The sequence below is a fragment of the Rhodopseudomonas sp. genome, from assembly GCF_013377015.1.
Classification (GTDB): Bacteria; Pseudomonadota; Alphaproteobacteria; order Rhizobiales; family Xanthobacteraceae; genus JARJEH01.
In genome coordinates this window covers 133,468-157,499 of sequence record NZ_JACABA010000003.1, presented here as the reverse complement: position 1 = coordinate 157,499, position 24,032 = coordinate 133,468, and the positions used below count along the sequence as shown (strand labels likewise).

Annotated in this window: 27 protein-coding genes and 1 riboswitch; of the genes, 9 read left to right on the top strand and 18 right to left on the bottom strand. The window is 65.1% G+C overall.

The window, feature by feature from the left end; translation table 11 throughout:
- The coding region (locus HXX15_RS15870; RefSeq protein ID WP_296517234.1) for a collagen-like protein at positions 1 to 189 on the bottom strand (189 nt) is incomplete at its 3' end.
- A gap of 69 nt (positions 190 to 258) precedes the next feature.
- Positions 259 to 1,431 (bottom strand): cytochrome P450, encoded by a 1,173-nt coding sequence (locus HXX15_RS15865; protein ID WP_296517232.1) that lies wholly within the window; start codon positions 1,429 to 1,431, stop codon positions 259 to 261.
- 197 nt (positions 1,432 to 1,628) lie between these two features.
- On the opposite strand from HXX15_RS15865, the gene HXX15_RS15860 reads away from it, so the two are divergent.
- The gene (locus tag HXX15_RS15860) at positions 1,629 to 1,958 is read left to right on the top strand and encodes a hypothetical protein (RefSeq protein ID WP_296517229.1); all 330 of its coding nucleotides are present in this window, start codon (positions 1,629 to 1,631) and stop codon (positions 1,956 to 1,958) included.
- Between the two features lie 39 nt (positions 1,959 to 1,997).
- Here the strand turns inward: HXX15_RS15860 and HXX15_RS15855 are convergent, their stop codons facing one another.
- The 3 genes from HXX15_RS15855 to HXX15_RS15845 all read right to left on the bottom strand — a co-directional run bounded on the left by HXX15_RS15855 (position 1,998) and on the right by HXX15_RS15845 (position 4,775).
- Positions 1,998 to 3,071, bottom strand: a complete 1,074-nt coding sequence (locus tag HXX15_RS15855; protein WP_296517228.1) for an alpha/beta fold hydrolase — start codon at positions 3,069 to 3,071, stop codon at positions 1,998 to 2,000.
- Between the two features lie 141 nt (positions 3,072 to 3,212).
- Positions 3,213 to 4,217: a hypothetical protein gene (locus HXX15_RS15850; protein WP_296517225.1), complete on the bottom strand. Its 1,005-nt coding sequence runs from the start codon at positions 4,215 to 4,217 to the stop codon at positions 3,213 to 3,215.
- Positions 4,218 to 4,397: 180 nt separating this feature from the next.
- Positions 4,398 to 4,775: a RidA family protein gene (locus HXX15_RS15845; RefSeq protein WP_296517223.1), complete on the bottom strand. Its 378-nt coding sequence runs from the start codon at positions 4,773 to 4,775 to the stop codon at positions 4,398 to 4,400.
- A gap of 235 nt (positions 4,776 to 5,010) precedes the next feature.
- Between HXX15_RS15845 and HXX15_RS15840 the strand changes: the two genes are divergently transcribed.
- The 4 genes from HXX15_RS15840 (at position 5,011) to HXX15_RS15825 (ending at position 7,426) form a co-directional block, all read left to right on the top strand.
- Positions 5,011 to 5,265 carry a hypothetical protein gene (locus HXX15_RS15840; protein ID WP_296517222.1) on the top strand — a complete coding sequence of 85 codons (255 nt, stop codon included), beginning with the start codon at positions 5,011 to 5,013 and terminating at the stop codon, positions 5,263 to 5,265.
- Positions 5,266 to 5,358: 93 nt separating this feature from the next.
- Positions 5,359 to 6,648 carry a flavin-dependent oxidoreductase gene (locus HXX15_RS15835; RefSeq protein ID WP_296517221.1) on the top strand — a complete coding sequence of 430 codons (1,290 nt, stop codon included), beginning with the start codon at positions 5,359 to 5,361 and terminating at the stop codon, positions 6,646 to 6,648.
- A gap of 62 nt (positions 6,649 to 6,710) precedes the next feature.
- Positions 6,711 to 7,082 carry a hypothetical protein gene (locus tag HXX15_RS15830; protein ID WP_296517218.1) on the top strand — a complete coding sequence of 124 codons (372 nt, stop codon included), beginning with the start codon at positions 6,711 to 6,713 and terminating at the stop codon, positions 7,080 to 7,082.
- An 11-nt stretch (positions 7,083 to 7,093) separates the two neighbouring features.
- Positions 7,094 to 7,426: a hypothetical protein gene (locus tag HXX15_RS15825; RefSeq protein WP_296517217.1), complete on the top strand. Its 333-nt coding sequence runs from the start codon at positions 7,094 to 7,096 to the stop codon at positions 7,424 to 7,426.
- 105 nt (positions 7,427 to 7,531) lie between these two features.
- Here the strand turns inward: HXX15_RS15825 and HXX15_RS15820 are convergent, their stop codons facing one another.
- A complete protein-coding gene (locus HXX15_RS15820) occupies positions 7,532 to 8,251 on the bottom strand; it encodes a hypothetical protein (RefSeq protein WP_296517216.1) in 720 nt (239 codons plus the stop codon).
- Between the two features lie 164 nt (positions 8,252 to 8,415).
- Positions 8,416 to 8,898, bottom strand: a complete 483-nt coding sequence (locus tag HXX15_RS15815) for a phosphomethylpyrimidine synthase ThiC (protein WP_296517214.1) — start codon at positions 8,896 to 8,898, stop codon at positions 8,416 to 8,418.
- A 45-nt stretch (positions 8,899 to 8,943) separates the two neighbouring features.
- Between HXX15_RS15815 and HXX15_RS15810 the strand changes: the two genes are divergently transcribed.
- A complete protein-coding gene (locus HXX15_RS15810) occupies positions 8,944 to 9,720 on the top strand; it encodes a hypothetical protein (RefSeq protein WP_296517212.1) in 777 nt (258 codons plus the stop codon).
- On the opposite strand, the gene HXX15_RS15805 is transcribed toward HXX15_RS15810, so the two are convergent.
- The 7 genes from HXX15_RS15805 to HXX15_RS15775 form a co-directional block, all read right to left on the bottom strand.
- The gene (locus tag HXX15_RS15805; RefSeq protein WP_296517210.1) at positions 9,635 to 10,291 is read right to left on the bottom strand and encodes a hypothetical protein; all 657 of its coding nucleotides are present in this window, start codon (positions 10,289 to 10,291) and stop codon (positions 9,635 to 9,637) included. The genes HXX15_RS15810 and HXX15_RS15805 overlap by 86 nt on opposite strands.
- 215 nt (positions 10,292 to 10,506) lie before the next feature.
- The gene (thiC, locus tag HXX15_RS15800) at positions 10,507 to 12,474 is read right to left on the bottom strand and encodes a phosphomethylpyrimidine synthase ThiC (RefSeq protein WP_296517209.1); all 1,968 of its coding nucleotides are present in this window, start codon (positions 12,472 to 12,474) and stop codon (positions 10,507 to 10,509) included.
- A 172-nt stretch (positions 12,475 to 12,646) separates the two neighbouring features.
- Positions 12,647 to 13,255 carry a thiamine phosphate synthase gene (locus HXX15_RS15795; protein ID WP_296517208.1) on the bottom strand — a complete coding sequence of 203 codons (609 nt, stop codon included), beginning with the start codon at positions 13,253 to 13,255 and terminating at the stop codon, positions 12,647 to 12,649.
- Entirely contained in the window at positions 13,242 to 14,024 is a 783-nt protein-coding gene (locus HXX15_RS15790; RefSeq protein WP_296517206.1) for a thiazole synthase, read from the bottom strand. Before HXX15_RS15790 ends, HXX15_RS15795 begins: the two co-directional genes overlap by 14 nt.
- 163 nt (positions 14,025 to 14,187) lie before the next feature.
- Positions 14,188 to 14,382 (bottom strand): sulfur carrier protein ThiS, encoded by a 195-nt coding sequence (gene thiS, locus HXX15_RS15785; RefSeq protein WP_296517204.1) that lies wholly within the window; start codon positions 14,380 to 14,382, stop codon positions 14,188 to 14,190.
- Positions 14,373 to 15,458 carry an FAD-dependent oxidoreductase gene (locus tag HXX15_RS15780; protein ID WP_296517202.1) on the bottom strand — a complete coding sequence of 362 codons (1,086 nt, stop codon included), beginning with the start codon at positions 15,456 to 15,458 and terminating at the stop codon, positions 14,373 to 14,375. The genes thiS and HXX15_RS15780 overlap by 10 nt, the downstream gene beginning before the upstream one ends.
- Positions 15,446 to 15,582, bottom strand: a riboswitch (TPP riboswitch). Its footprint overlaps the gene before it by 13 nt.
- Positions 15,583 to 15,631: 49 nt before the next feature.
- Positions 15,632 to 16,168 carry a lytic transglycosylase domain-containing protein gene (locus tag HXX15_RS15775; RefSeq protein WP_296517201.1) on the bottom strand — a complete coding sequence of 179 codons (537 nt, stop codon included), beginning with the start codon at positions 16,166 to 16,168 and terminating at the stop codon, positions 15,632 to 15,634.
- A gap of 171 nt (positions 16,169 to 16,339) precedes the next feature.
- On the opposite strand from HXX15_RS15775, the gene HXX15_RS15770 reads away from it, so the two are divergent.
- Complete coding sequence (locus HXX15_RS15770) at positions 16,340 to 17,824, top strand: hypothetical protein (RefSeq protein WP_296517200.1); 1,485 nt, start codon at positions 16,340 to 16,342, stop codon at positions 17,822 to 17,824.
- Here the strand turns inward: HXX15_RS15770 and HXX15_RS15765 are convergent.
- Positions 17,821 to 19,149: an ATP-binding protein gene (locus HXX15_RS15765; protein ID WP_296517197.1), complete on the bottom strand. Its 1,329-nt coding sequence runs from the start codon at positions 19,147 to 19,149 to the stop codon at positions 17,821 to 17,823. The genes HXX15_RS15770 and HXX15_RS15765 overlap by 4 nt on opposite strands.
- Complete coding sequence (locus tag HXX15_RS15760) at positions 19,146 to 19,892, bottom strand: response regulator (RefSeq protein ID WP_296517195.1); 747 nt, start codon at positions 19,890 to 19,892, stop codon at positions 19,146 to 19,148. Before HXX15_RS15760 ends, HXX15_RS15765 begins: the two co-directional genes overlap by 4 nt.
- Positions 19,893 to 20,060: 168 nt before the next feature.
- Between HXX15_RS15760 and HXX15_RS15755 the strand changes: the two genes are divergently transcribed.
- Complete coding sequence (locus HXX15_RS15755; protein WP_296517194.1) at positions 20,061 to 20,627, top strand: hypothetical protein; 567 nt, start codon at positions 20,061 to 20,063, stop codon at positions 20,625 to 20,627.
- Between the two features lie 230 nt (positions 20,628 to 20,857).
- Positions 20,858 to 21,367, top strand: coding sequence for a PRC-barrel domain-containing protein (locus HXX15_RS15750; protein WP_296517192.1), 510 nt, complete (start codon positions 20,858 to 20,860; stop codon positions 21,365 to 21,367).
- A gap of 52 nt (positions 21,368 to 21,419) precedes the next feature.
- On the opposite strand, the gene HXX15_RS15745 is transcribed toward HXX15_RS15750, so the two are convergent.
- The gene (locus HXX15_RS15745; protein ID WP_296517189.1) at positions 21,420 to 22,973 is read right to left on the bottom strand and encodes a DUF4403 family protein; all 1,554 of its coding nucleotides are present in this window, start codon (positions 22,971 to 22,973) and stop codon (positions 21,420 to 21,422) included.
- A gap of 235 nt (positions 22,974 to 23,208) precedes the next feature.
- On the bottom strand, positions 23,209 to 23,916 hold the full coding sequence (locus tag HXX15_RS15740; protein WP_296517187.1) for a L,D-transpeptidase: 708 nt from the start codon (positions 23,914 to 23,916) through the stop codon (positions 23,209 to 23,211).
- Positions 23,917 to 24,032: the final 116 nt, after the last annotated feature.

Sequence of the window (24,032 nt, the reverse complement as noted above, 5' to 3'; positions counted from 1 at the left end):
GGGCTTGCCTTGCGGCACCGCTTCGCCGCGCTTGCCCTGGGGGCCGGGCTTGCCGGGGAGGCCCGGCTTGCCCTGCGGACCTTCCGGCCCGGGCCGTCCGGGATGACCCTGCGGGCCGGGAAGGCCAGCCAGACCGGCGGGACCGCGCGGGCCGATCGGGCCCTGCCGGGGAATTGCTTGCTTCGCCACGTCTGCCTCCGAATTGATTCTGCTGTTCGGTTGTAGCAGCAGGTCGGTGACGGCTTCAAATCGGTGCGGCTAAGCCGCGTCCCAGATCACCGGCAGATTGAGCAGCCCGCGAAACGCCCAGCCGCCGATCCGCGCCGGCTCGGTCTCGTCGAGCCGCAAGCCCGGCAGCCGCGCGAACACACTCGGCAGCGCCACCTCGGCGACCATCGCCCGCGACGCGAAGGCGCCGGCGCAATAATGCGGGCCGGCGCCGAAGGCGATGCTTTTCGCGGTGTCGCGGCTGACGTCGAACCGATCCGGATCGCTGAAGAACGCCTCGTCGCGATTGGCCGAGCCGAACATGAAGAACACCCGGTCCTCGGGTTCGAAATCTACCCCGCCATAGGACCACGGCTTCGCGACGCGGCGCGGCGACATTCCGATCGGCGCGATCCAGCGGGCATATTCCTCGAACACCTGCAGCCAGGTCGCGGCGCCGGCCTGCACCTTGGCGAGTTCGGCGGGATGGCCGAGCAGCGCCCATACCGTGCCGGAGATCGCGTCGCGCGGCTCGTTCTGGCCGCCGGAAATTGCCAGCTTGATATTGGCGCGGACGCTCTCGAGCGGCATCCCGGAGGCCAGCAGCACGCTGAGGATCGAATGATCCGGATGCTTGGTCACCACCGGGATCATGTCGTCGATCGCGGCGTCGATCCCCGCGGTCGCTGCGTGGCACTTCGCCTCGACCGCCTTGTCACCGGTGTAGTTGGCGATGCCGTCGATCATCGCCTGCGACCACGCGTCCATGTCCTGATAACGGGCATTGGTGAGGCCGGTGATGTGCTTCAGACATTCCGCCGACATCGGCAGCGCAAACGCCTTGGTGAGATCGGCGCGGCCCTGCGGCGCCAGTCCGTCGAGGATGCGATCGGCATGGGCCTGGAACTGAGTGCGCCAGACCTCCTTGACGGTACGCGGCGACACCGCGGGAAACAGCGCGGTGCGCTCGGCCATGTGCGCGTCGCCGTCCTTGCGCATCATGTTGTGGCCCATCAGCGTGTTCATCAGCCCGGCCGGCTGATGCGACGAGAACACGTCGATGCGCTTTTCCGAGACGAAGATGTCGTCGCGCCGGGTGAACACCGTGGAGCCGAGCTGCGGCACGAAGGCGATCGGCGCCTCGGCGCGCATCTTCGCCAGAGCCGGATAGGGATCGGCCCAGAACGAGGCGACATCGATATCGAAATGCGGGGCATTGGACATGGCGTTTCCGTTGTTCTTGCTGGCCCGCCATCTTGGTGAGCGGTTTCAAACTACCAGTCGGAGCAAGGTGGCGAACCGCGGGTGGTCTGTCAAACGACGATCGCGCGCGGTATTTCATTGCCGTGTCGCTAACGATCCACTTGCGCGCTGCTGGCCGCACGCGTCATGATTGCATCTCCTGGGGAGGGGAAGGCACCATGGTCATCGCGACCAGAATTCTAAGATTGCGCGACGACGAGGCGAGCCAGATTCCAGTGCGGATTTTCGCGCCTGCGGAAAGCGACCATTGCTGGCAATGCTATTTCGAGATCGGCTGGCCACAGGGTCTGCAACGGAAATACGCCGGCGGCGCGGATGCCATCGAAGCGCTGGAACATGCGATGCGACTGATCGGCACATTGCTCTACAGCAGCGACCTGCACGAGACCGGCCGGCTGATGTGGGACCAGCCCGGCCGCGGCTACGGCTTTCCGGTGCCGCGCGGCATCCGCGATCTGCTGATCGGCGACGACGCCCGATTCCTCTAGCGGAGCCAGTTCGGGAGATTTCCCGCTGCCCCAGTGCGGTTACATCGTCCGCTGCGGCGCGGTCTGCAACAGCTCCTGCAATTGCTGTTTGTAGAACCGCGCGTCGCCGGTAGTGAGGTGGCCCTTGGTGGCCTTGCTGGCGGGGATCAGCCACAGCTTGGCGTTCTTGATCCGCTTCAGCGCAGCGTCCATCAGCCCGGTCTCCGGCGGATTGCGTTCGTCATCCGCTGAATTGATCGCCAGCACCGCGGCCTCGATTTTTTCCAGCCCCGCCGATGGATTGTAGTCGTGCGAGGATTCCCACTGATAGATGAAGTCGTTGGTGTCGGTGACGAGCGGCGCTTTCAGCCGGTCGTCGATCATCTTATCCGCGGCAGCGGCGGTCGGGGCCAGTGCCTGGTAGTTCAGCGTGCCGCCGGCGGTCGCGATTCCGAACGTGATGCTGGCGTATTTGATCATCCGCGGCTGCGTGGTGTAGTTGCCGTCCTTGTAGTCCGGATCGTTGCGGATGGTCTCCAGCATCATCCGGCGCAGCATCCAGTTGCGCGAGGCCATTTCCGTGGGTTGCGCCGCCATCGGCACCAGCGCGTCCATGCTTTGCGGGTATTTCTGGCCCCAGATCCAGGTGTGCATGCCCCCCATCGAATTGCCGATCACCAACCGAAGATGCTTGATGCCGAGTCCTTCGGTGAGGAGGCGGTACTGTGCCTGCACCATGTCGTCATAGTCGTATTTCGGAAACGCCGTCTTCATGCCCTCGGACGGTTTTGCGGATTTGCCGTGGCCGATGCCATCGGGAATGATGACATAGTATTTTGAAGCATCCAGCGGCTGGCCTGGGCCGAATAGCTCGCCGGCGAATGTCGGCGTCAGCATGCTGGCGGCGGACCCGCCGGTTCCGTGCAACACCAGCACAGCCTGCCCGGTCGGTTCGCCCAGCGTGGTGTAATGTAGTCGCAGTTCCGGCATGGTCTCGCCGGTGTGGAATTTGAAATCTTTCGCGATCCAGTCGGCCTCTTTCGGTGCCGGGTAATCAGCGGCGACGACAGCATGTGAAATCAGCGCGACGGTCGCCGCGACCATGGCTTGAACAAGAGCTCTGACAGCTGTCATGTCGATGCGTCTCCCCGCATGCAGCCTCGTTGTTTGGGCCGCTCAAAAAATGATACCACGATGTGGCCACGACGCGCCATCGGACGTCGTCGCGTACTGCGCTGCAATGCAGGATGGGCAGGTGAGGGCGCGGAAGGTGCGCTACGCCGCGTCGGTTTTCGGCGCGGCTTGCGCGGCGGAGGTGGAGGCCGGCAGCACCACCAGCGCGTCGTCCTTGCGGCAGATTGCGAAGGTGCCGTTGATGTTGGAGGTCAGCACCAATGCCGGCTCGTTGCATTTTTCGCAGATGAAGCCGCCGGCGCTGTCGAACCGGCCGGCGAGCTTGTCCTGCTTGCTGATCAGCGTGCAGGCGTGGCTGACTGGATCGATGCTGACCTTGGCGCCGCAGGAGAAGCAGAACCGCGCCTCGGAATGCTGCTTGGCCTGATCGATATTCGCCGGGATCTTACTGGCGCAGACCGGGCACGACACCGACACCGCGCGGGTGAATTGCGAGGCGCCCGGCAGCCGCAGGAACACGCTGCCATTGGTGCTGCGATGGGCGTGAAAGCGCTGGCCGCAATGCTCGCAGGTCGGCTTGGCGCTGTCGCCCGGCTGGTTGCCGATCTGGAATTGGACGGTCTTCTTGCAACTCGGGCAGGTGTCGGTCTCGGTCACCAGCTTGCGTTCGTCCGGCTTGCCGTCGGTGAGATGCGCCTCGATCTGCAGCGTGTGCCGCGTCGTCAGCATCTCGATCACGTCGTAGGGCATCGGCCGTCCGGTGATCTCGCCGAGCTCATGGCTGACGCCGATCAGATTGTCGACGCATTGTTCGAGCTGCGCCAGATACACCGCAGGGGGCAGTTGCTCGTCGCGGCCGCTCTTCACCGATTTGTGGATCTGGCTGATCGAGGTTTCGAGCTGGCGCGCCAGCACGTCGAGATTGGCCGCCACCCGGGTTTCGGCGGTGCGTTGCCGCACTGTCCAGACGATCGCCAGCGTCGTCAGGCTGGCGCCGAACACCGCCGAGATCTGGCCCCAGAACCACACCCAGCCGCTCTGGGTACCGAGCGCCACGCCGAGCACGATCATGAATAGACCGGTGCAGGCGGCGATAGTCTCGACCGGATGCGCCGAGAATATTCTCAGAAAGGCTTTGCGCAGCACGACGCACCTGTTGCGAGGATTGACGGTGGAACCTAACGCCAAATCCGCGCAGCTCAAAGCCGAACCTGCGTCATCGGGATAGTTTTACCGGAGAACAATTTGTAGTCTGGCAGGGCGATCGCGACGCGGATTTGACGTCGGTCAAGGACAGCGTCGTGGCCGCCTCCAGTGCGACAGAGGCTACCCCGCCAGCGCGGCCACGGCCTCAATCTCGATCAGCATCTTTGGATCGGGCAGCGCCTGCACCACGCAGGTGGTGCGCGCCGGATAGGGGGCCGGCCCGAACGCCTCGGCATAGAGCTTGTTCATGGCGGCGACGTCGGAAGCCCGCGTCAGCAGCACATTGACCTTGACGAGATGGCGCATCGTCGCGCCGGCCTGTTGCAAAATACGCTGCAGCCCCTTCACCACGAAGCCGAACTGAGCGGCGAAATCGTCCGGCAGCTGGCGGTTGTCGTCGAAGCCGGGCGTGCCGGAAATGAACAGCAGATCGCCGACGCGCGCGGCGGACGACAGCGGCGGCGCGCCGGTGCTGGCGGGGAAATGCTGGATCGGCATCGGGAGTTTCCTCTGTGGGTGCGATATCGTGCGGGGAGGCGGTGTTTGTCTGGGCGCGATCGAGGTCCGGCTGCAACCTGCGACCTTTTCGCCCGGTGTGAACGCGGTTGGGTCGGGACGCTACCAATTCGCTATAACAACTCACTCGGAGGATACGATCGTGGCGATATCCAAGTCCCTGTCCGTTTCGATCTGGACGACCGGCCGTTGCGCCATTGTGGCTGGATTGCTGGCGATGTCCACATTGTCTCTCGCGCCACCGGCCCATGCCGCCTCGCTGGGGCACCACGGCGGAATGTCGAACGGCCCGACCGCCGGCCCGGCGATCCAGCTGCCGACCGGCCGCCTGCACGGCCATGAAGGCCCGACCCAGGCCCCGCCCTACGCCTATGGCGGCGGTCCCGCCGATTATCATCGTCCCCACCACTTCGACCACAACTGGCGACCGGACGGCCCGGTTTCGGCGACCACCGGCCTGAAACCGCGTTGAGCGCCGCCACTCGCCCGCGCCGGCTTGCCTCGCTGGCCATTGCTGGCTAGAGCATCCCGCAACCGGGGCAAACCGAGTGCGGGGAAGCGTCTCATGACCAAAGTGATCATCGCCGGCGGCGGCATCGGCGGGCTCGTGACGGCGCTGACGCTGCATCAGATCGGCGTGCCCTGCGTGGTCTATGAGGCGAGCCGCGAGATGCGCCCGCTCGGCGTCGGCATCAACCTGCAGCCCAATGCGGTGCGCGAACTCGGCGATCTCGGCATCGGCGAGGCCGAACTCGATCGCGTCGGTCTGCCGGCACAGGAATGGGCGCTGGTCGGCCTCAACGGCAATGATATTTATTCGGAGCCGCGTGGAAAAGGCGCCGGCTACCGCTGGCCGCAATATGCGGTGCATCGCGGTCAGTTTCACATGCTGCTGCACGACGCGGTGGTGGCGCGGCTCGGCGCCGATGCGATGCGGCTCGGCTGCCGCGTTACGGGTTACAGCAAGACCGCCGATGGCGTCACAGTGCGGATCGAGCACGCGGACGGCGCCATTTCGGAAGACCACGGCGCGCTGCTGATCGGCGCCGACGGCATCCACTCGGCGATCCGCGCCCAGATGCATCCGGACCAGCCGCCGATCCATTGGGGCGGCGCGCTGATGTGGCGCGGCACCACGCAAGCCAAGCCGATCCGCGGCGGCGCCTCGTTCGTCGGGCTGGGCACCCATCGCCAGCGCGTGGTGTTCTATCCGATCTCGCATCCGGATCCCGCGACCGGGCTGTCGACCATCAACTGGATCGCCGAGGTCACGCTCGACAATGCCGAGGGCTGGAAGCAGCAGGGCTGGTTCCGTCAGGTGCCGGTCAGCGACTTCGCGCATCATTTCGACGGCTGGGTGTGGGACTGGCTCGACGTGCCGGCGCTGATCCGCGGCGCCGACGGCGCGTTCGAGAATCCGATGATCGACCGCGATCCGGTGTCGACCTGGCGCGACGGCCCGGTGCTGCTGCTCGGCGACGCCGCGCATGCGATGTACCCGACCGGCTCCAACGGCGCCAGCCAGGCCATCATCGACGCCCGCGAACTCGGCGCCGCGATGGTCGCGCACGGCGCCAGCGAAGCCGCGCTCGCCGCGTTCGACCAGAAACTCTGCGGCCCGATCTCGCAACTGATCCTGCGCAACCGCGGCGCCGGCCCGTTCGGCCTGTTGAACCTGGTCGACGAGCGCTGCGGCGGCACCTTCGACAATATCGACGACGTGATCCCGCCGGCGGAACGCGCGGCGTTCATGGCCGGCTACAAGGCCGCGGCGGGATTCGCAATCGAGACGCTGAACGCGGCGCCGCCGACGATTGCGCCGGGGGCGAGGGTGAAGGAAGCGGCCGAAGCGTAGGAACGGGTTGGCAATAGGAATAAAGTCCGCTATCCAAAGAGCGTTCTTTGGGAGTATGCCGGATGCAGTCACTACTTGAAGAGAGAAGTCACCTGCTACGCTGGAAGCAGGAACTGGCCGATATCAAGGTCAGTTTGAAATACTCGAAATTGCTGAGAGCTACGATCAAGGCCGGGTACAATCCCGCTCAACTCCGCAATGACCTTGGGAAGTGGACGATCGATGGAGCCTCGCCGCGGAGCAGTCGCTCGTCCGACGTCCTGCTCGCCGCGGCAAAGCCGTCGGCGGCCTATTGTTGGAATCAATTCCAGATAGACACCATGCGTTGCAATGCCGTCATCCCTGCCTCACGTCGCGCAGTCTGTCGCGGCCAGGCCATGGAACGCTATGCCAATTGCATTTCTGGAAAGCCGCTTCCTCCGCTCAGTTTTTGAAAGCTGCGACGATGATCATTGCTACGCGAATCCTGAAGATTGCGTCCGACACCGAAAATATCGACGTTCCAGTCACGATCTTTGCGCCCGAGCGGGCGGATCCCGACTGGATCTGCCGTTTCGAAATTGGTTGGACGTCCGAGCCGCAACAGAAATACGCCGTCGGGATCGATCCCATCCAGGCGTTGTTGTTTGCGATGCAAATGATCGGCGCAGAACTTTATGCCAGCGACCAGCATGAATCTGGCAGATTGATCTGGCTCGAGCGTGGCAAGGGCTACGGATTCCCCGTGCCGGCCAGTATTCGCGATCTCTTGCAAGGAGACGATGCGAGGTTTCTGTAACAAGATGTCCGCGCGCGGATAGCCAGCAAGTAGCCCACATGAGCACAGCGACATGCGGGGTGCCGTCAATCCCGCATATAGCTTCGGTCATGCGGACTACGCTTGCTACGTCTCCGGCAACACGTCCCTGATCGCGTCGTCGAGCGGCTCGTCGGTGTCATCCGGAGCTGGCTGTTTGTGCCGCTTGTCGTCGGGCGTCGATCCCTGACAGGCCGCCAGCACGCCGGCGAGGACGGCGTCCTGGGGGTCCCAGCGGAAATGCGCGTCGTGCAGCTCGAAGGGCATGCGCGACACCCGCACCTCCAGCTTGGTCGCTGTGCGCAGATCGGCGAGGAAGGCCGTGGCGGTGGGCTGATAGTCGATCACCACGATGTTGCGGCGCTGGCCGCGCACCAGCACGCGCCCGGCCTGGTCGACGGCTGAATCGTTGAAATGATACGACACCGAAATCGGCCCGCTGCGCAGCCCGACGTCGTAGGCCAGGCGGATGCGCGGCTTGCCGCCAGAGCAGCTTGCTTCCAGCGCGGCGCGGCGTGGGCCGATGATGGCCGTCGTCTCGGCGCGGCCGAGCAGGATCGCGATCGGGCGGGATTCATGGGCCTTGCGCCACTTGCCGTCGAGCGGCGTCTCGAAAGCGGACTGCCGTTGCGAGAGAATAACCGCCTGTTGCTGCTGCGTGACGCAGCCAGCGAGCAGGCCCAAACTGATCCCCGCGACGACGCGATACGCCACACGCATCCCGAAGCCCCCTTGCACGCAAAGGTAGTAGATCGCGCAGTGGGAGGCAACTGATTGCGTGCCGGTATCGGGACGCCGTGCGGGCATGGATGCCGCCGGCCGCCTTTCGCCATCGGCCAAGCGCCAGTGATACGTAGGGTGTAGCGACGGCGTCGCTGACTTCCGGAGGCGGCCAGTCGTTGGCGCCTTTGGTCAGATGGATGCCCGGGTCGAGCCCGGGCATGACGTTGTGGGAGCGGTGAGGCGCGGCCTCACGACAGCGCCTTGTTGCTCGCCTTCACCTTCTCCGCGTCGAGATACAGCTGCTCGCCCATCGATTGGAACTTCTGGCTCATCTGCGCCATGCCCGCCTTCGCCAAGGCTTCGGCGGACAACCCGTCCTCCAATACGCCGCTGATGCTCATGCCGACGCCGGCGAGTTGGCCGTCGCCGAGATTGAGCGCCGCCTTTTCGTTGTCGCCGAGCGTGGCGGCGTAGTCCCGCACGTCCTGGGTGATCTTCATCGAGCAGAACTTCGGGCCGCACATCGAGCAGAAATGCGCGACCTTGTGGGCGTCCTTCGGCAGCGTCTCGTCGTGATAGGCTTTCGCGGTGTCGGGATCGAGGCCGAGGTTGAACTGGTCGGTCCAGCGGAAGTCGAACCTCGCACGGGAGAGCGCGCCGTCGCGCTGTTGTTGGGTGGGTTGGCTTTCGTCAGATCGATCGCGGAGTTGTAAATCATCGCGCCTTGACAATAGGAATAAAAACCTATACAAGGGCGCGTCGGATAGGAGCTTCTGATGTTGTCACTGCTTGAAGAGAGAAAAGAGCTGCTTCGCTGCAAGCACGAAATTGAGTATCTCAAAGTCACGTTGAAATACGTGAAGTTTCTGCGCGCGGCAATCAAGGCAGGGTTCAATCCCGATCAGCCACGCGATGACATTGGTCGGTGGACAAACGAGGGCGCAACCCAAGCCGTGGGGCCGGAAGGAAATACTGACTTCAGCGCATCGCGTCGCATTGCGGCGGTTGATTATTCCGACGCGATGACTGGAATTTCCACAATCGATGAAACGACGATTGCCCTAAGCGCGACGCTCGGCCGAACAATGGAGACGATGGATTTCATTCCGGAGTGGACCCCGCAGGTGTACGGTACTGCCGTTCACGTCGCGTTCGGAACGGCGGTGAGATTCGAGGGGCTCAGGGGCATTGGCTTCGGTGACGTCGAGCACAGCTTCGTCGATGGTCGTGATGCGGATTACGGGGAGTCCGGCAGCATCCGCACCGATGTCGTTCTGCGGAATGAAGTGGGCGACATCATTGCGATCTACGATGTAAAAACTGGACGGGGAGGTCTGTCGCCGGCCCGTGTGAATCAAATTCGCGAGCAAACCAGAGTGCAGCCAAGCGTTCCAATAGTTGAGTTGCATATCCTGCGCGGCGCAAGGTTGAAGTCGCGGGCACTGCTACGAGATATTTTGGGTGCAGTCATCGCGCGACTGTACGATCCACTACATCATCGAGACAACCGTGGTCTTCGGCAAGCCCGATTCGTGTCCGCTGGCGCTGGATGATGTCCAGAATGGCGGACCGAAACGCTTGGGGGCGGTCCAGTAGCGCAGCAAGCGCAGCGCTGGACTCCTTCAGCCTTTGCTCCCAGTCGTACCCGTAAGTCGGCCACTCGGCGATCCGTTGGAAAAGGGCGCGTGATTGATCGACTTCTCCGGCAAGCCACGATGCGATTGCAGCGTCATAGACCGGCCAGCCGTCACGGAGCGGCGAAGCCAGCATGTCACGCAGGATGTCCGAGGGGGTTCTGAATCGTTCGCGCATCGCGATCACCTCGCGCGCCGCGACCCCCGCCATGGTCTGGATCAACGGATTGAATTGTTCGGCGCTTTGAAACGGGATGAAGTCGACAGGGCGGTGGCTAAATCCAAGTCCCCGACTAGCACCCCAAAAATACCGGGCGCCGACATTGAGATAGCTCCCCTTGCTCCATCCGCTGGGCTGGAATTCGATCCAGATCGCCCAAAACCGCTGGTCCGCATACCAGACCCGAGACCGGCCCTTGCGGACACAGCCGAGCGGCGCCAGCGCTGCCTTCGCCGCAGACGCGATCAGTCGGCTATGCTCATTCTGCATCGTTCAGCGTCATAGGAGCTATCATGAGCCACCCGGCGATTGGCCGGGGCGTATCTCCAAGATCAGCTGAACAATGGCATTTGTCGAGACCTAACGAAGTAGAGGCGGAGCGGCTTCGCCGCCTCCGAGCGGCGGCCGGTCGTTGGCGCCTTTGGTCAGATGGATGCCCGGGTCGAACCCGGGCATGACGTTGTTGGAGCGGAGAGGGCGCGACCTTACGACAGCGCCTTGTTGCTCGCCTTGACCTTCTCCGCATCCAGATATAGCTGCTCGCCCATCGATTTGAATTTCTGGCTCATCTGCGCCATGCCCGCCTTCGCCAAGGCTTCGGCGGACAAGCCGTCCTCCAATACGCCGGAGATGCTCATGCCGACGCCGGCGAGTTGGCCGTTGCCGAGGTTGAGCGCGGCCTTCTCGTTGTCGCCGAGCGTGGCGGCGTAGTCGCGCACATCCTGGGTGATCTTCATCGAGCAGAATTTCGGCCCGCACATCGAGCAGAAATGCGCGACCTTGTGGGCGTCCTTCGGCAGGGTTTCGTCGTGATAGGCCTTGGCGGTGTCGGGATCGAGGCCGAGGTTGAACTGGTCGGTCCAGCGGAAGTCGAACCTGGCACGGGAGAGCGCGTCATCGCGCAGTTGCGCGGCGGGGTGGCCCTTGGCGAGGTCGCTGGCGTGGGCGGCGATCTTGTAGGTGATGACGCCGGTCTTGACGTCGTTGCGGTCGGGCAGGCCGAGATGTTCCTTCGGCGTGACGTAGCACAGCATGGCGCAGCCGAACCAGCCGATCATCGCGGCGCCAATGCCCGAGGTGATGTGGTCGTAGCCAGGCGCGATGTCGGTGGTCAGAGGCCCGAGGGTGTAGAACGGCGCCTCGCCGCATTCCTTCAGCTGCTTGTCCATGTTGATCTTGATCTTGTGCAGCGGCACATGGCCGGGGCCTTCGATCATCACCTGGCAGCCCTTGTCCCAGGCGATCTTGGTGAGTTCGCCCAGCGTCTCCAGCTCGGCGAATTGGGCGCGGTCATTGGCGTCGGCGATCGAGCCCGGGCGCAGGCCGTCGCCGAGCGAGAACGAGACGTCGTATTTGCGCATCAGGTCGCAGATCTCGTCGAAATGCGTGTAGAGGAAGCTCTCCTTGTGATGCGCCAGGCACCACTTCGCCATGATCGAGCCGCCGCGCGAGACGATGCCGGTGACGCGGTTGGCGGTGAGGTGGATATAGGCGAGGCGGACGCCGGCGTGAATCGTGAAGTAATCGACGCCCTGTTCGCATTGCTCGACCAGCGTGTCGCGATACAGCTCCCAGGTCAGCTTCACCGGGTCGCCGTCGCATTTCTCCAGCGCCTGATAGATCGGCACGGTGCCGATCGGGATCGGCGCATTGCGCAGAATCCATTCGCGGGTGGTGTGAATGTTGCGGCCGGTGGAGAGGTCCATCACGGTATCGGCGCCCCAGCGGATCGCCCACACCATCTTGTCGACTTCCTCCTCGACCGAGGAGGTCACGGCGGAGTTCCCGATATTGGCGTTGATCTTGGTGAGAAAATTGCGGCCGATGATCATCGGCTCGAGTTCGCCGTGATTGATGTTGCAGGGAATGATGGCGCGGCCGCGCGCGATCTCGCTGCGGACGAATTCCGGGGTGACGAAGGCCGGCACGCTGGCGCCGAAGGATTCGCCATCGGCAAGAGCGGCCTCGGCGCGTTCCAGTTGCACCTTGCGGCCGAGATTTTCGCGGGTGGCGACGTAGATCATCTCCTTGGTGATGATCCCGGCGCGGGCGAATTCCAGCTGGGTGATCGGCGCGGAGCCTGTGCCGCGCAGCGGCTTGTGATAGGCGGTGAAGGATTTCGCCGCGTGGGCGGCGCCGACATTGCCGTTATCCTCGGGCTTGACGTCGCGGCCCTGATATTCCTCGACGCCGCCGCGCTCCTTGACCCAGGCGATGCGTGGCCGCGCAAGGCCGGCGTTGACGTCGATGGTGACGGCGGGATCGGTATAGGGGCCGGAGGTGTCGTAGACCGGCAGGTCGGGCTCGCCGGCGCCTTCGGAGAGGATGATCTCGCGGACCGGCACGCGCAGATCGGGCGCCTCGTCGGGTGCGACATAAACCTTGCGCGAGGAGGGCAGGCCGCCGGTGGTGACCGCGGGCAGCGTGGTGTCGGGGTTCGACCGGATGTTCATGAGATCCTCCTGTGTTCTGTTGTTATCGATCGCATTCGCTTCGGTGTTCGGGCAGCGCGTTCAATCCGTCATTGCGAGCGAAGCGAAGCAATCCAGGGGCTACGCAGAAAGGCTGGATTGCTTCGTCGCAAGGGCTCCTCGCAATGACGTTGAGAGGCATCGCTTTTCATCTTCAGGCCGCCTCCGCGGCTTGTCCAAGCCAGGCGCGCACCCGCGCGTCGGGATCGTCGTTCTGCGTCACGTCGCTGACCACCGCGATCGAGTCGGCGCCGGCGGCGTAGATTTCCGCCGCCTGTTCCAGCTTGATGCCGCCGATCGCGACCAGCGGAATATTGCCGATCCGCTTTTTCCAGTCGGTGATCTTCGCAATGCCCTGCGGCGCGAAGCGCATCGATTTCAGCGTGGTCGGGAAGATCGGCCCGAGCGCGATGTAGTCCGGATTGGCACGTAGCGCTGTCTCCAGCTCCTCGTCGTCGTGGGTCGACAGTCCCAGCGTCAACCCGGCGCGACGGATTTTGTTCACGTCGGCGTCGGCGAGATCTTCCTGGCCGAGATGCAGATGCTTGGCGCCGGCGACGATCGCGGCGCGCCAGTAATCATTGATCACCAGCTTGACGGTCGTGTTCTTGGTCGCCTCCAGCGCGTCGGTGACCAGCTGCAAGGCTGCGCCGTCGTCGAGCTCCTTGGCGCGCAGCTGAATCGTGCCGACGCCGAGCGCGGCGAGGCGTTGCACCCAACTGATGCTGTCGACCACCGGATAGAAGCGATCAGGATACGGCATGCCAGAACGGTGTCCCGATCACTGGAGTGGAAGGAGAGGCGAAATCGCGCGCGCCCATCAGGCCCGCCTGATAGCCGGTGCGGCCGGCCTCGACTGCGAGCCGGAACGCCCGCGCCATCGCCACCGGGTCTTCGGCCTTGGCGATCGCGGTGTTGAGCAGCACGGCGTCGAAGCCGAGCTCCATCGCCTCGGCGGCGTGGCTCGGCGCGCCGAGCCCGGCGTCGACCACCAGGGTGATATCGGGCAGCCGGTCGCGCAGCAGCTTCAGCGCATCGCGATTGACGATGCCGCGCGCGCTGCCGATCGGCGCCGCCCAGGGCATCACCACCTTGCAGCCGGCATCGACCAGCCGCAGCGCGACGGACAAATCCTCGGTGCAATAGGGGAACACCTCGAAGCCGTCCTTGATCAGGAGCGTGGCGGCTTCGACGAGACCAATGACGTCGGGCTGCAGCGTGTCGTTGTCGGCGATCACTTCGAGCTTGATCCAGCTGGTGCCGAACAATTCGCGCGCCAGTTTGGCGGTGGTCACCGCCTCGCGGACGCTGCGGCAGCCCGCGGTGTTCGGCAGCACGGTGACGTCGAGCTCGCGGATCAGCGACCAGAACACATCGCCGGCCTTGCCGCCGGCGGCCTCGCGGCGCAGCGACACCGTGACGATCTGCGCCGCCGAGGCGCGGATCGCGTCCTGCATGATCGCCGGCGAGGGATATAGCGCGCTGCCGATCAGGAGGCGCGAGGCAAATTGCTTGTCGTAGAAGGTCAGCATGAGCGTGGCTCCCGCAAGGTCGCGCCAGACTCCATCGGTGTCGACCCCGCGAAAGCGGGGATCCAGTATCGCAGAGCGCTCGCGGTCGAACGCTGGCGCTCTGGGATACTGGGTCGCCCGGTCAAGCCGGGCGATGACGGAGGGGAGTGGCGCGAGCGCATCCTCATCCTCCCTGCCGCGGCGTGATGATCTCGATCTCGTCGCCGGCTGCGAGCGGCGTCTCGGCCCAGCGCGCGCGCGGCACGACGTCGAAATTCACCGCCACCGCGACGTGGCCGGCGTAGTCGAGCTCCGCCAGCAGCGCGTCGATGCTGGCGGCGGCGATGTCGTGCGGTTCGCCGTTGACGATCACACGCATCGCATCACCTGATTGTCGATCACGCCGCGCTCGACATAGGCCAGCGTCATTTCCGCCAGCGCCGGGGCCAGCAGGAAGCCGTGGCGGTACAGGCCGTTGACGGCGATCCGTTTGTTGCCGAGCGAGATGCGCGGCAGATGGTCGGGAAATGCCGGGCGCAGGCCGGCGCCGATCTCGACGATCTTGGCTTCGCCGAAAGCCGGATGCACCGCATAGGCGGCGCTGAGCAGTTCCAGCGCCGAGCGCACCGTGACGAATTCGTCCTCGCTCTCGATCGAGGTGGCGCCGAGCATGAAGTGATGGTCCTCGCGCGGGATCACGTAGAGCGGCCAGCGCGGATGCATCAAGCGCACCGGGCGCGACAGCGTCACCTCCTCGGTGCGGATCACCACCATCTCGCCCTTGACGCCTCGCAGCTCCGGCGCGGTGTCGCGCGCGGCGAGGCCGCGGCAATCCACCACCAGGCCGTCGAGCTCGGCGGGGTCCTGTTCGGATTCGAAGATGATGGTGCCGCCGGCCTCGATCAGCCGTTGGTGCAGCTTGGCCAGCACCAGCCGCGGCTCGACATGGCCTTCGTCGGGGAAGAACAGGCCTTCGCGAAAGCGGCCTTGCAGCGCCGGCTCCAGTTCGGCGACGCCGTCGGCGTCGAGCCGCTGGTGCCCCGTGGTCATCTTGGCGAAGCGTTCGAAATCGGCGCGGTCGCGCGGATGCGCCACCACCAGCGAGCCGTTGAACAGCGTCTCGGGGAATTCCTTGCGCCAGATCTCCAGCGAGCGCAGCCCGATCTGGCCGATCATCGGTTCGGCGCCCTCAGCCTCGCAATAGGGCGCCAGCATGCCGCCGGCCCAATGGCTGGTGGCCTGGGTCATGATCGCGTCGCCGCGCTCGTGTAGCGTGACCTTGCGGCCGGCGCGGGCCAGCAGCAGCGCCTGCCACGCTCCGGCGATGCCGGCGCCGATCACCGCGACCGGCGCATCCTTGCGCAGATCGACCGGCGCTGTCCCGCGCTGCGCGATGCTGGATTCATATCGTGGCGATGCGGGCGAATGCCCGCCTGAACGCGTATTCTGGTACATCCCTGTCCCTTCGCCGGCATGACCCGGATCAGGTTCAAAGGGTCACCGCGGTCTCGCCTGCTGAACGACAGAAGGCGCGCTTGCGGTATCTCAGCTCCTCGTCGGAGCTCCCCTCGGAACAGCCTGTAATGTAAGCCGATCAACCGGGGTGTCAACGCGCCTTTCGAACGGCGTCAGGGTTTGGCGTCCACTGGCACTGGCTTCGCCGGCGGTGCAGCCGCCGCCGGTGCCACCGCTGCCGGCGCCTGCGTCGCAGAGGCAGCGCCATCGCCGACCGGTTTCACGCCCGCGACCTTGTCGTGGCGCTCGGCACGCTGCCGCTTGGCGGCAAGGTAATAACCGGCGCTGTAATACGAGATGGTGCGGTTGTGGTCGCCCTTGGCGGCCAGAAATGCGCCGGCCAGGTATTTGACGGCGTAGGTCAGATTGGTGGCGGGATCGCGCAACCCCTCCGCGGTTCCGGTGTAGCCGAGCGACCGCGCGGTGCCGAGCTTGATCTGCATCAGGCCGATGGTTCCGCCGCGGCCGACCAAAGCTGCCCGATAGCCGCTTTCGCGCTTGATCAGCCGATGTACCAGCGATTCCGGAACCCCGTTGGCCTTGGCGTGGGTGGCGACCAGCGCGTTGTATTCGGGATGCTGGGCGAGCGCGGGCCGCGACGCGACGAGCACAACAACGGCGCAAAGCAGCGCGGCCGACAGGAATTTCATGACGTATCCTTCAGTCATTGCACCCGATCGATCGCGACGGCCGTGCCGCTGGCGGCGCCATCCGTCCGAATCGAAATCCGCCGCTTCTGTCCGCCCACAATTGGGCTTTACCAAGAATTATCCGCTTCCGTGGTTCGATCGGGAACCTGCCCTCCGCTCGGATTCCGGTCGATGACGCTCGCCACCTCGCATTTCGCCGACGACAGTGCCGCCTCGCGGCGGTTGCTGCCGCTGTGGATCGGGATCGGGGTCTATGCACTCCTGCTGGTGGCCGGGAACGGGCTGCTGAACGATCCCGATACGCTGTGGCAGGTCACGGTCGGGCAGTGGATTATCGATCACCGCGCGGTGCCGCATACCGACGTCTATTCCTTCACCATGCAGGGCCAGCCCTGGATCTCGACGCAATGGCTGGCGCAGGTGGCCTATGCGATCAGCTATGCGCTCGCCGGCTGGGCCGGGCCGGTGGTGCTGGCCGCCGCGGCGCTGGCCGCGACCTTTGCGTTGTATGCCCGGTTCCTCGGCGCGCGACTGACCGAGAGCGCCACCCTGGTGTTCGCCGCTGCGGCGCTGGCGCTGATGGCGCCGCACATGTTGGCGCGGCCGCATGTGCTGGCGATGCCGGTGATGGTCGCGTGGGTCGGCGGTCTGGTCGCGGCGGCGGATCGACGGCAGGCGCCGTCGTTTTGGCTGCTGCCGCTGATCGCGCTGTGGGCCAATCTGCACGGCGGCTTCGTCCTCGGCGTCGCGCTGGTGGCGCCGCTCGCGCTCGACGCGGTGCTGAACGCGCCGGCGCAGGCGCGGCTGGGGTTGCTGGCGCGCTGGGCGGCGTTCGGCCTCGCGGCGCTGGCGATGGCCTGCATCACGCCCTATGGCTGGGAGTCGCTGCTGGCGTCGCGAAAGATCCTGTCGCTCGGCGCGGCGCTGGCGACGATCACGGAATGGCGGCCGGCGGATTTCTCCAGCATCGGTGCGCTGGAGCTGTGTTTGCTGTTCGGCTTTGGGCTGGTGCTGCTGCGCGGCATCACGTTGCCGCCGATCCGGATCCTGCTGTTGCTCGGCCTCACACACATGGCGCTGAACCATGACCGCAACCTTGAGGTCCTTGCCTTGCTGGCGCCGCTGATCCTGGCAGCGCCGCTGTCGCGCCAGATCGGCGCCGCCGCGCCGGCAGGGCAGGCGAAGCTGTCGGGCACGCTGGTCGCGGGGTTGGCGCTGCTGCTGCTCGCCGGCACCGCCGCGTTCGCCTCGCTGCATCCGCTGCAGCCGCGTGCCGGCATTTCGCCGGAAGCGGCGGTCGCCGAACTGAAGCAACTCGGCCTGCAACGGGTGTTCAACGATTATGATTTCGGCGGCTACCTGATCGCCAACGGCGTCGCGCCGTTCATCGACGGCCGCACCGAACTTTATGGCGAGCAATTCGTGGTCGACCAGAACAACGCGATCCGGCTGAAGCCGCCGGAAAAGATGTTTCAGATGCTCGATGACTACAAGATCGAGGCGACGCTGTTGCGAACCGGGGATGCGGTCACCAAATTGCTCGACCATGTCGACGGCTGGCGCAAGGTCTATGCCGACGACATCGCGGTGATTCATCTCCGCGACCCAGCCGCCGTGCACAGCGCGGCACCCCGGATCGTCCCGCAGGCCCGCTAACCCGCCGCGTTGCGCAATGCGATGCGCGCGATCAGGCCGTGCGGCTGGCGGTCGTTCAAGCTGAGTTCGCCGCCATGGGCCAGCACGATGGCGCGGGCGATCGACAGGCCGAGGCCGAATCCCGACGCCTCGTCCATGTTGCGGGCGTCGTCGCCGCGCACGAAGGGCTGCAGCACGTCGTCCTTGCGGGCGTCGGCGATGCCCGGTCCATCATCCTCGACCTCGATCGTCACCGCCGGCGATGCGACCCGGAGCCGGATCGTGGCGCTGGTGCCGAACCGCACCGCATTCTCGACCAGGTTGGTGACAGCGCGATAGAGGTCGTCGGGCCGCGCAGTCACCATCGCATGGTCGGGTCCGTCATAGCTCACCTGGCACCCGACATCGGCGAACTGATCGGTGACCAGATGCAGCGTGGTCGCCAGATCGATCAGCGTCATCGGTTCGAGCCGGCGGCCGTTGCGCAGGAACGACAGCACCGCCGTCAGCATCGATGCCATCTGATCGAGGTCGCGCAGCATCTGCGCGCGATGATTTTCGTCCTCGATGAATTCGGCGCGCAGCCGCAACCTGGTGATCGGCGTGCGGAGGTCGTGGCTGATTGCGGCCAGCATCTTGGTGCGGTCGTCGATCAGCACGGTGATGCGCTCGCGCATCCGGTTCAGCGCCCGCGCCAGCGCGCGGATTTCCTGCGGTCCGCGCTTCGGCAGCGGCGCGCTGGCGCCGTCGAGGCTGAAATTCTCGGCCGCCTCCGCGAAGGACGACAGCGGCGCGGTGAGGGCGCGGGCCGCCCACAGCCCGAGCAGGATCAGGCTGATCACCACGATGATCAGCGTCGTCATCCAGGGGCCGCCCCAGAACGGCCCGTGGCCACGGTCCGGCGGGGCGCGGGTCGAGATCATCGCGCCATCCGGCAGCCGGATCGCGATGGTTTCATTCGGGCCGCCGCTGCCGGGTACGAAGATGCGATAGTCGTCGCTGAGATGCCGACGCAGTTCGCCGATGCCGTGGCTCGGCGACTCCCGCGCGGCATCGAAGCCGGCCGGAGGCTGGCCCGCCGCCACCATCGCGATGCCGAAGTCCGGAAAGGCGCGGGCGATATCGGCGATCAGCCGCGGGCGGTCGGCGGGCGGCGCAGCGCCCAGCAATTGCACGATGGCGATCAGTTGGGCCGGCCCGCGCACCATCCATGGATCGGGTTGGTCCGGCCGGTTGAGCAGGAACGTCGCGGTGATGATCAAATGGGTGGCTACGATCGAGACCAGCATCAGCAAGGTGATCTGGCCGCGGATGCCCCTGAGGTCGACGATGTCGGGCCACTTCATGGTCGGGCGTCCGCAGGGATATCCATCATCTCGACCGCGGGCGTAAACATGTAGCCGCCGGAGCGCACCGTCTTGATCATGCTGGCCTGCTGCGGATCGGGTTCGATCTTGCGCCGGATCCGGCTGACCAGCACGTCGATGCTGCGTTCGAACGCGCCGGCGTTGCGGCCGTGGGTGAGGTCGAGCAGGCTGTCGCGGGACAGCACGCGGCCGGCGCGCTGGCAGAACGCCTGCAGCAGGTCGAATTCGGCGCTGGTCATCGCCACCAGCGCGCCTTCCGGATTGCGGAGCTCGCGCAGCCTGCAATCCATCCGCCAGCCGAGAAAGCCGAGCGTGGTCGCGTCGGCGTTGGCGCTGGCCGTCATGGTGCCGGCCTGGCGTCGCAACACCGATCTGATCCGCGCCAGCAGTTCGCGCGGATTGAACGGCTTGGCGAGGTAGTCGTCGGCGCCCATTTCGAGACCGAGGATCCGGTCGACGTCCTCACCGCGCGCGGTGAGCATGATGATCGGCAGTTGCGAGGTCGCCCTGATGCGGCGGCACAGGCTGAGCCCATCCTCGCCCGGCAGCATGACGTCGAGGATCAACAGGTCGACCCGGAAGTCGGTGATCCGGCGATCCATCTCGCGGCCGTCCGCGGCGGTGGCCACGTCGCAGCCGTTGCTGCGCAGGTACTTGGCGATCAGCATGCGGGTCTCGCGATCGTCCTCGACGACGAGAATGTGGGGGGGCGGCGGACTCATGGAGACTCTCTTGCGCAGTTTGGTTCTGATTACCAAAGATTTTTGTTTCTGGATATTTCCGTCGGCTGCGCGGCAACATCCCGCAACATCACGGGCGCACGACGCAACATCTCGTTAAGACCATTAACCATAGCGTGGCGGCGTGATCCAAGCACTTCGGAGTCTCCCATGACCGCCATCTCCGCCACATCGAACACCAGCTATCTTTCACCGCTTCAACAACTCCAGAAGGAGCTCGCGGCAGAAGTGTCATCCGGCAAGGTCAGCCAGACCGACGCCACTGCGCTATCGACCGCGCTGACCGACATCGACTCGTCGATCCAGAGCAGCCGCAAAAGCGACACCGGCAGCGCCGGCAGTTCGTCGCCCGGCGACATCAAATCCAAGATCGACGATCTGATCGCCGGCGAAGTCTCGAGCGGCAAACTGACCAGCGATCAGGCCACCGAGCTGAAGGACGTATTCAAGAATGCGTTCGCCGGCGGCGGTTCGGGACGGCCGGGCGGCGCAGGCGGGCCGCCGCCGGGACCCCCGCCGTCCGACAGCGCCGATTCGAGCTCCAGCACCGACAGTTCGTCGGGCTCGAGCATCAGCGACATCCTGAAGCAGTTTCTGAAGACGCTGCAGGACCAGCAATCGTCGTCGACGAGTTCGTATAGCTCCGGCGGCGCCGCCAGCAGCGCCGCGAGTGCGACCGCGTCTTTCTCGGCGCTGCTGATCGACTATCAGACCTGACTGCTTGCGACGCGATCGGGACTGCGAACATCCCTTCCGGGAACGGAAGGGATGTTGTCGTTTCCGACACGCGCACGCTGTTCGGAATCGGTAGGGGCGCGCAAATTTGCGCCATCAGGTTCCGTCGAATGGAACTTCGGTGACAATTTCAACAAAGCGAAATCTTCGTGGAACGCTGGGCGGCGCAAGCCGTTTGAAGTGGACCATTTACTGACGAAGAGGAAATCTCCATGTTCGCAAAAACCATGACCGTCGGCGTTCTCGGTGCCAGCCTGCTCGCGACCGCGGCGTTTGCCGAGACGCCCGCCAACAAGATGACCACCAACACCGTGGCACCGTCCACGATGCAGCATCAGGGTCAGTGGCGCACCTCGAAGCTGGTCGGCCTCAATGTCTACAACCAGGCCAATGAAAAGCTCGGCGACATCAACGAATTGCTGGTCGACAACAGCGGCAGGATCCAGGGCGTGGTGATCGGCGTCGGTGGCTTCCTTGGCGTCGGCGAGCGCGATGTCGCGGTCGCGTTCGACAAGATCCAGTGGGTCAACCAGCCGGTTTCCGCCAACACGGCGATGAACAGGCCGAGCTCGACCACGACGTCGGCGTCCGGCACTACGACGGGTTCCGCCAGCAGCATGACCACGTCGGACGCCGATCGATGGTATCCCGACCACGCGGTCTATAACGCCACCAAGGACGAGCTGAAGTCGGTGCCGGAGTTCAAGTACAGCAACAAGTAAGTACTGAAAGACGGTAGGATCGCCGGGTGGCCTTCGCGCTACCCGGCCGTTTCTATGGTATCTGCAATTCTGCCGGCAGCTTGGTGACGGTCACCTCGAGCATGCCTTCGGCTTGGGTGGTGACCCGCATGATACGAGCGTCGAACGCCAGATCCGCCAGCCGCAGGCCGGAGATCTCCGAGGCGATCCGGATGCCGTCCTCATTCTTCTGGTACTCGGCGATCATCGTTCCGATCCGGCGCTGCGCATTGGTCGCCGCCGGCTTGAGATCGATCACAGCCTTCTCGGCGATCACCTTCATCAGATAGGGCACCGCGGCGCGGGCGGTGTTGCCGAGCAGGCCGAACGCGGCCTCGGATTCGACCGCGAGTTCCAAATTGGTCAGCCGCAGCTTCTGTTGTTCCTGATCGAGCACCGGCTTACCCCAGATGTGCAACGTGGCCTGGCTGGAGAGTCCGAACAGGCTCGCCTTCTCCTTGGCGGCGACCTGCAGCGAAATCAGCAGCCGGTCGCCGCTGGGCGTGACTGCCGTGCTGCCGACGGTGATGCTCACCGCGCCGCTGCCGTCCTCCGGAAAGGTCTTGCCGGCCAGCTGCGATTCCACGATCCGGTCCAGCTCGGCGAACGGAATATCGACCGGCACCGCGATTTTGACGCCGGCAGCTTCCGGCGCAACGATGTCGAGCGTCGCCGGAAACGGGCATTCGGGTTTGGTTTGTGTCGTGGTGATTCGGGTATCCGCCTCGATGCCGAGTGTCAGGATGACGCGACCAGCGTCGATCCGCGGTTGCGCGGCGATCGCCTTGGTCGGCCGCAATTCCAGCCAGAATCCCCGCGTCACCGCGGCGCCCTGCAGCGGGATCGAGCGGCAGATCCGGCTCCATTCGCGGCGCGCATTGCGCTCCAGCGTGGAGTCGTCGCGGATCCGCTGCTGCAGCTTGGCCAGCTGATCGTTGACCGCCTTGTCGATCGCGGGCTTGACCTGCGCCGGGACGTTGAGACGGGCGCCGGCGACCGCGACATTGCTGTCGCCGAGCACGACCTGAGCGGTCAGGTTCGGCTCAACACGCCAGTTCGGCAGCAGCGTCGGCCGCGCCGACAAGGTGATGCTGCCCTTGATGTCGGCGTTGGCATTGAGCGACTTGATGTTGACGCCGACCTGGTTGGCGAGCTTGTCGCCGAGCAGCTTGCCCAGCGCGTTGTCGACCGCGCCCTTGGTCTTGCTGTCGAGCGAGCCCTTGGCGTTGAGCGTGCCGGAGATCGAGGCCGCCATCGTCAACTGGCTCTGCGCGCCGGTCACATTGATCGGGCCGCGCGCCGCGGTCCAGGTGATGTCGGCGTTCTTCAGGATCTGCGACAGCGGATTGTCGGCCTTGCCGTCAAAATTGCGCGGCGCCGTCTTGTCGACAAGGTCGCGGATCGCGGTCAGCGGGATTCCGACCGGCACCACGATGGTTGAGCTGCGCACCGGGGGCAGCGGCGGCAACGCCGCCAGAACCGGTGGGTTGACGACGGCGCGCGGTGCCAGCCAATCCATAAGCTTGAGGCTGACGACAAACGAGGCCGCGAGGACCGCGCCCCCGAGCAATATCAATCTAAGCCGCATCAAAGTCCCAAGCGAAATGAGCCGGGACAATACAGGCAGGCACCCGGCGACGCCAGTGTGCACGGATCGGGAGGTTGACCCTTGTGCTTTCAATTCGCAGCAAGGTTACCTGCCACGGGTGCCGCAGCGACAGCCGCCCGGGCAGGGCGACGGCCCGGGGTCGCTTCCAGACGACGATGGCGCGGGTGACCGCGCCATCGCAATAGCTCTCATTCGTTAACGTTCCCGGCGGTTCTCAGCCGCGTCCGCCGCGGCCATTGTCGGCGCGGCGGTTGTCCGGCAGCACGATCACCTTGGTGCCGACGTTGACCCGGGAATACAGGTCGGCGACGTCTTCATTGGTGAGGCGGATGCAGCCCGACGAGACGTGGGTGCCGATCGTGCCCGGCGCGTTGGTGCCATGAATGCGATACACGGTGCCGCCGAGATACATCGCGCGGGCACCCAGCGGATTGCCCGGACCGCCGGCCATGTGCCGCGGCAGGTAGGGTTGGCGCGCGATCATTTCCGCCGGCGGCGTCCAGTCCGGCCACTCTGCTTTCTTGGTGATCGACTGCACGCCGGACCAGGTGAAGCCGTCGCGGCCGACGCCGATGCCATAGCGCACCGCACGGCCATTGCCGAGCACGTAGTAGAGATAAGTGTTGGGGGTATCGATGACGATGGTGCCGGGGGCCTCGCTGCTGACGTAGCTGACCACCTGACGCTTCAGCCGGGCCGGCAGTTCGGCGACCGCGGCGCTATCCTCGTCCTGCGGCACGGCCTGTAGCTGTGGCGCCGGCTGCAACGGCATGGCCGGCTGCATCGCCACCGGTTCTGGCATCTGAAGGAACGGCAGGAACGGAAACGGCTGGGCGGCGCTGGCAGCGCCCGACACCGCGATGGAGCCGATCAGGACCGCGCTGAAAGCGGCGGCACGGCTGCTGTGGCTGAAATTCCTCATGGTCGGCTCCCTGTCTGAACGCCCTGTTTGATCGCCCTGCTGGCGCCGTTCGGCGCCTTGTTGAGGGCATCTCTACCCCGACAAAGGTTTCAGGACGTCTTCACCGGACCGGCAAT